The sequence below is a fragment of the Xylanivirga thermophila genome (genome assembly GCF_004138105.1).
GTDB lineage: Bacteria > Bacillota > Clostridia > Caldicoprobacterales > Xylanivirgaceae > Xylanivirga > Xylanivirga thermophila.
Map to the genome: position 1 here is coordinate 181,822 of NZ_RXHQ01000001.1, position 12,535 is coordinate 194,356.

A 12,535-nucleotide genomic window follows, 5' to 3' on the forward strand; every position below is an offset into this window, starting at 1 on the left:
TCCTGTTGGAATGTATTCTAAGCAAATCCATTTTATCACAGGAGTCTAACAAATACCAGACCAGGAGGGAAAAATGGAAAAGAAATATAAATATTTACCAGAAGAAATGAAGGTTTTAAAAAGATTTGTTGGTTGGAGAAGAGAAGATTTAGAGGAAAAGGTAGCCAAGCTACCTTTTTCTTTACTAGATGGCCAAGCTAACAATTGGAATAAGTCAGATAAGTGGGTAACTTTTGAGGATGCCAAAGATAAAAATTCCCCATTGGGTTTTGTCCTTGTGGAGGAAGATAAAATGGTATGTATAGATTTAGATAAGGCAATTATAGATGACAAACTAAGTCTTATGGCAAAAGAAATAATAGAAGATTTTTCAGGGACCTATATGGAGGTATCACAGTCAGGAGGGGGTATCCATATCTTTGCCAGGGGAAGCTTAGAAAATAATCTAAACCTATCATCTAAAGGGATAGAAATCTACAAAAATAATAGATATATAGCCTTAACAGGAGATGTAGGAGATAGTAAGTTCTTTCCTATTAGCAACAAGCTTTTAGATAAAGACTTAGAAATAGAAAGACTATATGAGAAATGGACACAGGAAAAACCATCCACCATTAAGCAGCTTAAGGAATATAGACAGAAGGCCACCAATCAAGTCTATAGCATGGATAACTTATCCTTAGATGAGATTCTAGATACTATGGAAAGAACTAATGATAAAGCTAGTAGGCTTATTTCCGGTGCAAGTTTAACAGGTGACCATAGTAGAGATGATTTTATTTTTCTAGTCCTTGCTAGAAACTATACAGGAGGAGACCCTGACTTAATGAAGAAATTGTTTTTAATGACTCCCTTAAATCGCTTAGGAAGTGGTCAAAAGAGAAGAGATGATAGAAAGTATATGGACTACCTAGAAAAGACCATAGACAAGGTTTTAAGGCTTGGTAATTTTAAAAGCTTTGATTGGTCTAATCATTTAGCTTATAAGGAAAGGATGAAGGCCTATGAAAGATTTTAAGCTAGAATTTCAAGAAATAGACCAGTCATATTCTCACATGAACCTACAGAAAACCCTTAAGGGCAATGTAAAACAATCTGTAGGTAATCTAGTAACAGTTCTTTTAAATCCAAAATATTCTAAGGCTAAAAAGCTATATGAAGGTCAGATCTTCTATGATAAATTTACCAATGAAATTAAGATTCAAGGGAAAATCATAGGAGAAAAAGGGATAAGACCAAACCAAATAAGGCTCTGGGATGACTCTTTAAATAACAGACTTGGCCTAGAAATCGAAAAGCACTATGACTTAAACTATAATGCTAATAAAATGTGGGAAGCTATTAGATTTGTGGCCAACCAGTATGAAGTAAGTCCACCTAAACAGTACTTAGAAAGGCTTAATTGGGATGGAGATGAAGGAGCAATAAGAAAACTTCTACCTACTTATCTAGGAGCAGAAGATACAGACCTTAATGCCTGGATTATGGAACATATGGTAGTAGGATTAATAAAAAGGATAATGGAGCCAGGTTCAAAATTTGATGAAATGATGGTCTTAGTTGGTGGTCAAGGTATAGGAAAATCTACCTTTGCTAGATACTTGGCCATTGAAGAAGATTGGTTTTGCACCATAGAAAATATTCAGGGAAAGGATGCAGTAATGAATCTAATGGGAAAGACAGTAGTAGAAATAGAAGAATTTGTAGCCTTAAGAAATGCTAAATCAGCTAATGAAGCTAAGTCTTTTTTATCTAAGCTAAGTGATAGGATTAGAATTCCTTACGAGAAATTTTCAACTGATGTACCTAGAACTTGTATCCTAATAGGAACCTTAAATGAAAGAACCTTTCTCAATGACCATACAGGTGAAAGAAGGTATCTGCCTATAGAATGTTTTAAGGATAAGAGAATAAAAGCCATCTATCCAGACAAGAACTATCTAGAAAACCTATCAGAAAAAGAATACCTAGCTTCTATTAAAGAAGATTTTAATCAGGCTCTTGCCTATGGCTATAAGCTTTATAAGGAGAAGAAACATTCTTGGACCCTGCCTAAAGAATTATTAGCAGATCTTTATAGGGAGCAGGAGAAGTTTAAATATTTGAATCCAGATGTAGAAGATATTAGATACTTTTTAGAGGAATATAAGCCTAGAAGCCAAGAACCAAATATAACTTGTTTCAAGGAATTAGTTATGCAAGGCTACCAGATAAAATCAAAGTCATTTTCTGAAATAATGGATAACTATTAGAAAGAGGCTAGGAGAAATCTGAAAGCTGACAATATCAAGGCTTACAGGATATTAGTTTTTATAATTTGCTTTATTTGAGGACTTTTGAAATCCCAGGTTACAGTTACAAGTCTTTCTGTGCCTATTTTTTAAAAAAAATAAAGAAGTCCAAAAGTGCTAAAAAATTAAAAACTTTAGTAGCAAGCACAGTAGCTGTACGGACAGCTACGGGAAAATTATAAAAGTGGGTCCTGTTGGGCCTACTTTTATATAGAAAATTTTCTGCTTGTTCTTATCAGAATGATTTAGGGGTTCCCCCTAAGACCCTAGTTAAAAATATGAAAGAAAGGAAGATGAACATGACCAATAGATATAGAAATGAAAGAATAGAAATTAAATTAACTAAGGAAGAAAAGGAACTTTTTAAGAAAAAATTAGAACTTTCCAAGTCAAAATCCATGGCACATTTTATAAGGAAATGTGTCCTGGAGGCTCCTATATTTGTAATAGATATGAATGAGTTTAGGAAGATGCAAACCCTTCTTGGGAGAAATGTAAATAACCTTAACCAGATAGCTAAAAGAGTAAATACAACAGGAGTAATTTATAGGGAGGATATAGAAGATCTTAAAAGAGAGAATGATGAAATATCGAGGGAGATATTGAGAATACAGAATATCTTGGTGAGGAAGTATATTTAATACTACTTACAGGTGTAATTAGACCCCAAGTCTGTTATAATTATAATAATGAGTAAATTTACAGAAGGGGACAAGGATATGGAAGATTTTGGACAGGTAGTTTTCAAAATTGATCAGGTCTTAGCAGAAAAAAAGATTAGTAAAAACAAGCTAGAGAAAGAAGCCAAACTTCAAAGAACCCAGCTTAATTCTTATTGTAATAATAAGGTCAGGAGAATAGATTTACAAACCCTGGCTAAGATTTGTTATGTCTTAGATTGTGAGATAGAGGATATTATGGAGTATGAGAGGTAGGTAGAAATGAATAGGTTTGAAATTATTAACAGGATTGGAAATGAATATCATATCGGTAATACTGAATCTGGAGAATTTAGTTATGTGCGGGCATTAAGTACTGTAGGAAAAGATATAAGAGATTATCAAAAAGGAGATACAGGGACTAATCATCAGTTTCTAGATCTACGATTTGAAAATGATAGGCTTGTAATTTTAATTGAGTGTAAAAATAATTTTAATCGTTGGAAGAAAGAAGTTATACATAAGCAACTTCAGGACTATGTCCGTTATGAAAAAGCTTATTCAGATAAAAAAATAGTTGCGATCCTAGCAGAAACAGATGGAGAAGAAATCTGGGTATGGCATGGACAGTCCGTAATTATTGATGAAGAGCATAGAAAAAAAGATGAACGAGTTCTAAAAACTTTTTCTGAGTATGAAGATTTAGTTTTTGGAAAAGTGAACGATAAAATTAAAGTTGTAGATTCGATTAAAGTTCTAAATGAAATGCTCCATTCAGATGGGGTCAACGAGAAGCTAAGAAGTCAATTTGTAGGTACTTGTCTTTTAGCTTTAAAAAATGGTTTGAGTTACGAAAAAGTCAAAGAAACATTAGATCCTGATACAGGGAAAACACTTACCCCAGAAAAGGTAGTTTTAAAAGATATTAAAAATATTTTATCTGGATTATTATCAAAAAACCAAGGAGTTGATGCTTTAAATAAAGCTAGCAAGTTAGGGATTTTAAGTAATAAAGTACTTGATGATCAGGATATAACAAGCCTAACTTATGACGAACTGAAAGCTATTTTAGTTTATATAGATATTAATATAATTCCATTCATTAATGATACAAACACGGCAGGACAAGATTTATTAAATCTGTTCTTTACAACATTTAATAAATATGTAGGTAAGTCAGATAAAAACCAAGCTTTTACACCAGATCATATTTGTGATTTTATGAGTAAAGCAATTGGAGTTAATAAAAACTCAAGAATTTTGGATCCATGCTCTGGTAGTGGTGCGTTCCTGGTTCGAGCAATGACAGATGCTATGGATGACTGTGAAACTGAAGAAGAACGTGAAGAAGTGAAAAGGAATCAGATATTCGGCATTGAGTACGAAGATGGAGCGTTTGGACTTTCTTCAACAAATATGCTAATTCATGGGGATGGAAATTCTAATGTTATTCAGGCTTCGATGTTTGAACGAGCAGAATGGATAAAAGATAAAAATGTAAATGTTGTTTTGATGAATCCCCCTTACAATGCAACAAGAAAGTTTTGTGATCCTGATTATGTAGATCAGTGGGGAAAAAATGTAAAAGAAGATCCTTCAAAAGGATTTCATTTTGTAGAATGGATTGCACGTCATGTTCCAAGTATGACTAAGATTGCAGTATTACTCCCAATGCAAGCAGCTATTGGTAATAGTGCTGAGGTGAAAAAATTTAAAAAGAAGATGCTAGATAATTATACTTTGGATGCTGTTTTTTCATTGCCTAATGAAATGTTTTATCCGGGTGCAGCTGCAATAGCTTGTTGTATGATTTTTGATTTATCACAAAAACACGAGAGATCAAATAAAGATACTTTTTTTGGCTACTTTAAGGATGATACTTTTATTAAAAGAAAAGGATTAGGGAGAGTTGAAACAACCGATGCTGAAGGCAATAGCCTATGGTCAAAAACTAAGGAAGAGTGGTTGGATCTTTACAAAAACAAAAAAGTTGTTCCTGGCCTCTCAGTAATGAAAAAAGTCACCTGGAAGGATGAATGGCTAGCAGAAGCATATATGGAAACAGATTACTCAACATTAGAAAGCAAGGATTTTCAAAAAGTATTAAATGATTATTTATCTTATTTAATTAAAGAGGGTTATGTAAATGGAAATTAATTTTAATAACTGGAAAACATTTAAGTTTACTGATGTCTTTAGAATAGAAAAAGGATTTTACAACAAAAAGCCCGAAGAATCTGGCATAGGAACAATACCTTTTTTAGGAGCTACAGATAAAAATAATGGAATAACTGCATACTATACCCTGGAAGAAATCGAATCATCTTCAAAGACAGGTAAAGAGCCAAATGATACATTAAATAAAAAATTATTTCCAGGAAAAGCTGTGTGTGTAACAAATAATGGGTCTGTGGGGTTTGCTTACTATCAGGAAAATCAATTCACATGTAGTCATGATGTGAATCCACTTTACAGATTGGATGGTGAGTTTAATTATTTAACTGGATTATTTGTTGCTACTGTCATAATGAAAGATAGGTATAGATGGGGTTATGGAAGAAAATGGAGACCTGAAAGGATGATTAACTCCAAACTTAAGTTACCTTCTACTGAAGATGGCAGACCTGATTGGCAATGGATGGAAGATTTTATAAAACATTTGAATTATAAGCCAATTACTACTAAAAATTCAATTAATTCAGATGACTTTTCTACGGAAAAATGGGAAGAGTTTTATTTACATGAATTATTTAAGACATCTATGGGCAATGGGATTGATGCTATAGCTACTACCTCAGACAATCCAAAATATAATTATGTTTCTAGGGATAGTAATGGTAATGGTGTTGTTGGCTTTGTCGATGAAGTTGAGGGTCAGGAACCATTTCCTGCAGGTTCGATGTCACTTGCATTAGGTGGTAGTTTTTTGGGTTCATGTTTTATACAGAAAGAGCCTTTTTATACTGCACAAAATGTAGGTATTTTACAAGAAAAAGAACCAATGTCGATATATAGTAAATTGTTCATCGCAACATTAATTAGAAATGAGTGTAAAATAAAATATCAAGCTTTTGGAAGAGAGCTTAATTCTCACTTTAGAAAAGACTTTACTATTAAATTGCCAGTTCTTATGGAGAATGGAGCCCCTATGATTGATAAAACATCTAAATTTTCAAAAAAAGGGTTTATCCCAAATTGGAAATGGATTGATCAATATATGGAAAATTTACCCTATGGAGATAGAATATTAGTATAAGAACAAAGATTTTTAGAGAGGAGGTTATGTTAATGAATGTAAAAGTGTTTGATATTAGCACAGAGGTAATAGCTAATGTTATTGATGAAACTCAGAAGAATAATATACTAAAGATATTTGAAGAGCTAACAAAAGAATCGCATCTTATAACAAATTGTTTTTTGAACTTGGAATTAGCAGGTTATGATTTAAGTCCAATATACTATTTCAACGAATCAGAAAATAAATCTGAGTTTGATTATAATCGCATAGCTGAAGATCTCCTGAAAGCCGAGTCTAAAACAGATAACACACGTAATAGCACAATACGTGAAGGCTTGCTCTTTATAAAATCCACGAATAGTTCGATTACAATAATGAAACTAGAAAAATTAGAAGTTATAGACAAAGACTCCTATGAAATTAAAAGTGAATTAGGTAAGGAGAAAGATTATTTCAAGGTTTGCACATTTAATGGCAATTATGACGATATAAAGATAATTGATAAAAATAGGACTGCTGCCAAATATTGGTATCAGAAATTCTTAGGATTAACTAGGAAGCGAACACCTGAGGATAATACTAAGGATGTGGTAAATTTACTCGGAGAAGACAAATTATTTCAGCAAACTTTAGTTGACAGAGACAATTATGATGAAGTTAAAAGATTTACCGAATACTATTTATTTGATAATAAGAAATTTGATAAATCTGATTTATTCAATGAATTAAATAGTAGTGGATTAATCGAACTAAAAAAAGAAGATGAACTATATTCTGAGGATTCTAAAAAAATAGATTCTGATTTCTATATTTCTGAAAAGGCAATAAATCAAAAATATCAAAGAAAAATACAAACATCACCAGAAGTAACTGTTGAAACAAAAAATTATTTAGAGAGTCTTAGAGATAACGAGATAATATTCAATGAAAACAATAAAACTATAACGATAATGATTGACGAAGATTACTTAAATAATGTAAAGGAAAAATTGGAAGATGAATAATGTTATAAAATGGAAAAATACTTCTCTAAACATTGATAGTTTATCTGAGCAAGGTGAGATATTTATTGATGTACTAAATAATGAAGGAATAGATTTACGTAATAATGTTAAAGCAAAGATTCTAGAAAATCAAAAAAACTATTACATTCTAGAGGATGATTTTATTGAGGACTCAAAAAATCTTGTTACAATAATAAGGAAATACACTCAAAAAAACTATGAGAGTATAAGCAAACTTTATATACCTGAAACTAAAGAGTTTATGGAAGTAAAAGCTGATTCAAGAGATAAAATTATTTATGAAAAAATTATCGGGGAAAATAGGATAGATGGAGATATTAGAAGTTTTCCAATTTCAGTTAATGTTTTAAATGAGGTTTTTAATAGTAAAAAACATAAATCTCTACTCTTAATTGATGTTTTTATATTACTTGCTATTTCTAATAAAAGTAGTTTTGAAGCTGAAGAATTTCTGGCAGAGTTTAAAGAGGGTGATAAGAGTTTAAGGATTAGATTAGATCTTCAATCTGATCCGTTACTTTTATTTCCAATATACAATTGGATTTTTAATAGAGAAGAGTATAAAGAGTCATACGATGTAAAGCTAAATATTGTCAGACAAGTTATAATAAATAAACAAAGTTTAAGTGATGTGGATGAACTGCTAGAAGATAGTAAGCTAGCTTTTAAAAGAATTATTTCTAATAAAACTGATGATTATTTCGAACAACTGAATCAGCTAAAGGATGACTTTTTAGTATTATCAAAGAATGAAAATAGCGCTCTAAGAACACTTAATTTAACTTTTTTTGCATGGTTAGGATATTTAGGGATGGAAGTCTTTAAAATTGTCATTGATTATAAGGGTTCAGATATTATTCCATATCTCTTATGGTCTAATGGGGCAAAAAAAGGCATTATAATACTGATGTTTATTACGGCATTAATTTTTATTTTCATTGCTTATGTTTTAGAAATAAAATCTTTAGAGAAAACATATGATGTAATCAAAAAAATTTACAAAGATAAGATATTATTTGAAACGGGAGAAGGTGAAAACAAGTTTGAAACAACTATAGAGAAACCTGAAATAGGTAAGCTACAAAAATTAGTTTTTACGGTTATTATAATATTGTTGTTTTTTAGATTTTTCTTAACTTTTCCATGGTAAGTGGAGAGGCTATATATAGACCTTCTTAACCGGAACTGGGACTGGAATGGGTAAAAAAATTCTTGAACTATCTCAAATGGAACGAACAGAACGAAACTGTGCTGTTTATAAACCTTTATATTAAGCCATTTAGCATTTATCGAATGGTAGAAAATAAAGAGTGGGAGTAACTCCCAATTTATCAAGCCCAAAGGGCGAAGATAAATTGATGGAGTTACCCCTGTCAGGGTTGGCGAGGCTTATAGCGACCAAAGGGAGCTAGAAGCCCGCAACCTACGGCGGGAGTAGTAATCAAAAGTCTTGGAACCTTTGGAAACAGAGATTTCAAGACTTTTTTAAATTCTCTTTTATGGCAAGAGTCAAACTAAGGTTCAAAGCAGAAAAGAAAATTTTTTTATGTAAGTATTATTAATAAAGTAGTTGTTTGAAGCGGTGAATTCAATCCTCATTCCTTACAATATCTCTTCTTATAAAATAGAACAACAATGATGGTACTATATCCCAAAGAGTAATGAATCAAGAGGAAAGAAGGGACCTAGTTGCCTATTACACATCTGAAGAAAATATTATAAAGGTATTAGAGTCTTGAAAAAGAATGTATCTAATATAAATGACCTCAAAATTAAAGCTTTTATTAGTCGTGGATTAAGTTTGAATTTAAAAAAGGTATCACAATGTTAATGATTTAAAAAAGCTTGTTAGAACGAAATATAGGTTTTAGGTTTTTTAAAACAAACTTGACATTACTACAACTGTAGTATTATAATTATTACTACAGTTATAGTAATGTGTTTGAGGAGTGATAAAATGCAAAAATTATCAGAAAGTGAATTATCTATTATGATGAAAATATGGGATGCGAACAAACCTTTATATTTAGAAGAGATAATAGAATTATTAAAAGAATACAATTGGGCAGAGAGTACGGTGAGAAATTTTTTATCTAGGATAATAGATAAAGGATATCTAAGAACAGAAAAGGATGGAAGAAAGAATGTATATATACCACTAGTTTCTCAAGACTATATAAATAAAAAAAGCAAAGGGATTATAAAAAAGCTTTATGATAATTCTGTAAAAAAATTTGTAGTAGAGTTATATGAATCAAATTTCATTGATAATAATGATCTATTAGAACTAAAAAAATACTTAGATGAAAAGATAGAATAAAGAGGTGAATAGGGTGAATCAATTATTTTTAATTAGTTTTATAATGAGTTTAGTAATACTTCCTCTATTAATTCATAGAAAGTTTAGAGGTGTTAAATTTTCTAGCAAAGTTTATTATGTTATTTGGATTATTATTGCTATACGGCTGGTACTGCCTTTTGATATAAGTATGGAAAACTCTATATATAAATTTAGTAGTCCTATAGAAGAATACGAAAAGTCAAATTATAATCTACAAGAGACACAAGTAGAAGTAAATTTACCTTCTAAAGAAAATATTCAATATGAAGATAGCGGGACAAATTTTAATGGCACAAAGAAACTAAATTTTATAAGTACATTAAGAGATAACTTATTTAATATCTGGTTAGCAGGTGCTATTCTATATTTTGTATATAATTCATTTTTCTATCTATTATTTAAATATAGAGTAAAGAAAAGCTTATCCTTTGTAAGTAAAGATATTGAAGAAAAGTTTAATGATATAAAAGCCTATATGGTGCCGGAGAGTAAAGTTATTGTAAGGGAGAGTCATATAATAGATTCACCTATGATTATAGGTATAGCTAAACCAATATTATTAGTTCCAGAGAATATAAATATAAAAAATATTGACTATATATTTGCACATGAGTTGGTGCACTTAAAGAGAAAAGACTTGGTTTATAAATTAATTGTTTTTCTTGCAACATCTATACATTGGTTTAATCCAGTAATACATCTTATGGGAAAAATACCCAATGAGGATATAGAATTGTCTTGTGATGAAGAAGTTACTGTGAATATGGTAAGAGAAGATAAGATTGAATATAGTAAGACCCTGATAGAAACTATATCCAACAGAAAGAAAGCTCCTATTCTGACTACAAGCTATAGTGGAGGAAAAGAAATGATTAAAAGAAGATTAGATAAGATATTAGATAATATTAGAAAAAAATCCGGAAAACCTTTAATTATATCATTGATATTAGCAATATTATGTACTAGTTTTTTAATTGGTTGTGAAACTAAAGAAGAGAACACCTGGGCAGATGAATTATATAGTTATAAAACTAAATATGTAGGTGATAATTCTAAAGTAGGTGGTATAGTTTCAAAATTAGAATTTTCAAAAGAATGTAGTTACAAATCTATGGAGATTTTATCTAAAGAAAAACCCTATGGATTAAAATTATACTTTAATGGAAATGCAAATGAAGCTAATATAGATGATTTTAAATTTGACAGTGCTATATTGTTTTCTTTAATAGATAATTTAGATCATGTTATCTATATAGTTGAAGAAGATGGTGCAGAAATAGAAATTGGAACTATTACTAGGGCCTATGTAGATTCAATAACTACATCTGTCTTAGGTAGGAAGACTAGTGAGTTAGGAAGTAGTAAAAACAAATTTACTAAATTGGTAGGATTTTATGAAGAAGTTAAAAGTGAGATAGAAGAGGGTAAGAAAGATATAAGTCAAATAGTCGAGGATAAATTAAATACAGAAGGCACAGTAAAAATAGAAGATGACAGTCAAGTATTTACAGATAAATACGAAGATCTAGTGTATAAGGCTCACTATCCTACAGAATATAAAAAAGAAGAAGATTCATTCACAGCTATAGCATTAGATGTAAAGGGAGTTTATGAAAAAGATAATATTTTAAAAATATATGCTGTTGTAAGAAAGAGTGAAGTTTTATTATACAATGATGGTAAGGTTATAGATGATTCAGGATATCTTATGCCTACAGTTAGTATATATGAGAAAAGTGGAGATGCATATGAATTAATAGAAGTAATTCAACCTAGAGATGGAAGTGAATATAAACCATCTATAAAAGAAATGTGTAAAGACAAACCGTTAATGGCAAATAAACTTATGAATATAGATTATGAAAAGATAAATGAAGAGATAAAAAATAATGTAGTTGCAATATTAAAAAGGAATGGGTATAATGATGTGAATATGGAAGAATTTCATTAAATTATATCGCTGAAACTTACGCTGATAAAGATTTCAAGACTTTTGTTAATTCTCTTTTATGGCAAGAGCCAAACTAAGGTTCAAAGCAGAAAAGAGAATTTTTTTATGTAAGTATTATTAATAAAGTAGTTGTTTGAAGCGGTGAATTCAATCCTCATTCCTTACAATAGCTCTTCTTATAAAATAGAACGACAATAATGGTACTATATCCCAAAGAGTAATGGATCAAGAGGAAAGAAGGAACCTAGTTGCCCATTACACATCTGAAGAAAATATTATGATGGTGTTAGAGCCTTTGTTTTTAAAGGGACATATATATAATAAGATCAAGGACTTTAGGTTTTCTAAAAAATCTTTGTTTCTAAAGGTGAAGTTATTACTAGAATAATAAATTTAATAAATGAATAAATACAGAAAAAGGCCCTGCTCGAAGTGAGTCAGGGTTTTAATATGTCCCATACATTAATTTTAAATAAGTTCATTTAAATCACTTAATTCTTCCTCATCAAGCGGTAGTGTTAATAGAGAGTTCAGCTGATTTTTTATTTCGGGCATTATATTCCAATCTAGAGACGTAATTTCTTTCCAAGCATTTAATACAGCTCTACCTGCTTTTCTAACATTCTTAAATGGAGAGTGAAAGCATGCATTAACAAGTTGTATACCTTCATAGGGATATGAACGATAGAATTGCATAATATATGGTAGCTTAGAGGAAAAACCATTTTCACTTCCTAAGGCTAATTTATTAGTAGATTCTCCGTATAGAGTGTTGAGATTAACATGTTTCATGATTAATTTTGTTATATAATCAGGTGGTACATTTTCTTTAAATAGTTGGTCAACTAGGGATATATTTTTGTCAAAATCTTTTTCTATTAGATCAAAAATAATACTTTTGCATGATATATTTAAATGATTGGCAACATATATCCATGATCGCTGACCTATTTGTATACCTTTAAGTGTTAATTCTTTGCAATTATTTGATTGTAACAATGTATTTGTTTTTTGCACATATTCTATATTT

11 protein-coding genes are annotated in these 12,535 nt (G+C 30.4%); 10 read left to right on the forward strand and 1 reads right to left on the reverse strand.

Translation table 11 applies throughout. The features are described from left to right. Window positions 1-73: 73 nt before the first annotated feature. The 10 genes from EJN67_RS00910 to EJN67_RS00955 all read left to right on the forward strand — a co-directional run bounded on the left by EJN67_RS00910 (window position 74) and on the right by EJN67_RS00955 (window position 11,505). Window positions 74-1,018 (forward strand): hypothetical protein, encoded by a 945-nt coding sequence (locus EJN67_RS00910; RefSeq protein WP_129721408.1) that lies wholly within the window; start codon window positions 74-76, stop codon window positions 1,016-1,018. Beyond that, entirely contained in the window at window positions 1,005-2,252 is a 1,248-nt protein-coding gene (locus EJN67_RS00915) for a VapE domain-containing protein (RefSeq protein WP_129721409.1), read from the forward strand. Before EJN67_RS00910 ends, EJN67_RS00915 begins: the two co-directional genes overlap by 14 nt. 338 nt (window positions 2,253-2,590) lie before the next feature. Then, window positions 2,591-2,932, forward strand: coding sequence for a plasmid mobilization protein (locus tag EJN67_RS00920; RefSeq protein ID WP_129721472.1), 342 nt, complete (start codon window positions 2,591-2,593; stop codon window positions 2,930-2,932). A 78-nt stretch (window positions 2,933-3,010) separates the two neighbouring features. Then, a complete protein-coding gene (locus EJN67_RS00925) occupies window positions 3,011-3,226 on the forward strand; it encodes a helix-turn-helix domain-containing protein (RefSeq protein WP_129721410.1) in 216 nt (71 codons plus the stop codon). A 6-nt stretch (window positions 3,227-3,232) separates the two neighbouring features. After that, window positions 3,233-5,107 carry an HsdM family class I SAM-dependent methyltransferase gene (locus tag EJN67_RS00930; RefSeq protein WP_129721411.1) on the forward strand — a complete coding sequence of 625 codons (1,875 nt, stop codon included), beginning with the start codon at window positions 3,233-3,235 and terminating at the stop codon, window positions 5,105-5,107. After that, on the forward strand, window positions 5,097-6,206 hold the full coding sequence (locus EJN67_RS00935) for a restriction endonuclease subunit S (RefSeq protein ID WP_129721412.1): 1,110 nt from the start codon (window positions 5,097-5,099) through the stop codon (window positions 6,204-6,206). Before EJN67_RS00930 ends, EJN67_RS00935 begins: the two co-directional genes overlap by 11 nt. 32 nt (window positions 6,207-6,238) lie before the next feature. Beyond that, entirely contained in the window at window positions 6,239-7,192 is a 954-nt protein-coding gene (locus EJN67_RS00940) for a hypothetical protein (RefSeq protein WP_129721413.1), read from the forward strand. Further along, window positions 7,185-8,363, forward strand: coding sequence for a hypothetical protein (locus tag EJN67_RS00945; protein WP_129721414.1), 1,179 nt, complete (start codon window positions 7,185-7,187; stop codon window positions 8,361-8,363). The genes EJN67_RS00940 and EJN67_RS00945 overlap by 8 nt, the downstream gene beginning before the upstream one ends. Before the next feature lie 807 nt (window positions 8,364-9,170). Next, window positions 9,171-9,533 carry a BlaI/MecI/CopY family transcriptional regulator gene (locus tag EJN67_RS00950; protein WP_165000667.1) on the forward strand — a complete coding sequence of 121 codons (363 nt, stop codon included), beginning with the start codon at window positions 9,171-9,173 and terminating at the stop codon, window positions 9,531-9,533. 13 nt (window positions 9,534-9,546) lie between these two features. Next, window positions 9,547-11,505 carry a M56 family metallopeptidase gene (locus EJN67_RS00955; RefSeq protein WP_129721416.1) on the forward strand — a complete coding sequence of 653 codons (1,959 nt, stop codon included), beginning with the start codon at window positions 9,547-9,549 and terminating at the stop codon, window positions 11,503-11,505. 468 nt (window positions 11,506-11,973) lie between these two features. Here the strand turns inward: EJN67_RS00955 and EJN67_RS00960 are convergent, their stop codons facing one another. After that, window positions 11,974-12,522: a hypothetical protein gene (locus EJN67_RS00960; protein WP_129721417.1), complete on the reverse strand. Its 549-nt coding sequence runs from the start codon at window positions 12,520-12,522 to the stop codon at window positions 11,974-11,976. Window positions 12,523-12,535 lie beyond the last annotated feature (13 nt).

Coding starts and splice junctions, on each gene's coding strand:
- EJN67_RS00910 (WP_129721408.1), top strand. CDS start 74: ATGGAAAAGAAATATAAATATTTACCAGAAGAAATGAAGGTTTTAAAA.
- EJN67_RS00915 (WP_129721409.1), top strand. CDS start 1,005: ATGAAAGATTTTAAGCTAGAATTTCAAGAAATAGACCAGTCATATTCT.
- EJN67_RS00920 (WP_129721472.1), top strand. CDS start 2,591: ATGACCAATAGATATAGAAATGAAAGAATAGAAATTAAATTAACTAAG.
- EJN67_RS00925 (WP_129721410.1), top strand. CDS start 3,011: ATGGAAGATTTTGGACAGGTAGTTTTCAAAATTGATCAGGTCTTAGCA.
- EJN67_RS00930 (WP_129721411.1), top strand. CDS start 3,233: ATGAATAGGTTTGAAATTATTAACAGGATTGGAAATGAATATCATATC.
- EJN67_RS00935 (WP_129721412.1), top strand. CDS start 5,097: ATGGAAATTAATTTTAATAACTGGAAAACATTTAAGTTTACTGATGTC.
- EJN67_RS00940 (WP_129721413.1), top strand. CDS start 6,239: ATGAATGTAAAAGTGTTTGATATTAGCACAGAGGTAATAGCTAATGTT.
- EJN67_RS00945 (WP_129721414.1), top strand. CDS start 7,185: ATGAATAATGTTATAAAATGGAAAAATACTTCTCTAAACATTGATAGT.
- EJN67_RS00950 (WP_165000667.1), top strand. CDS start 9,171: ATGCAAAAATTATCAGAAAGTGAATTATCTATTATGATGAAAATATGG.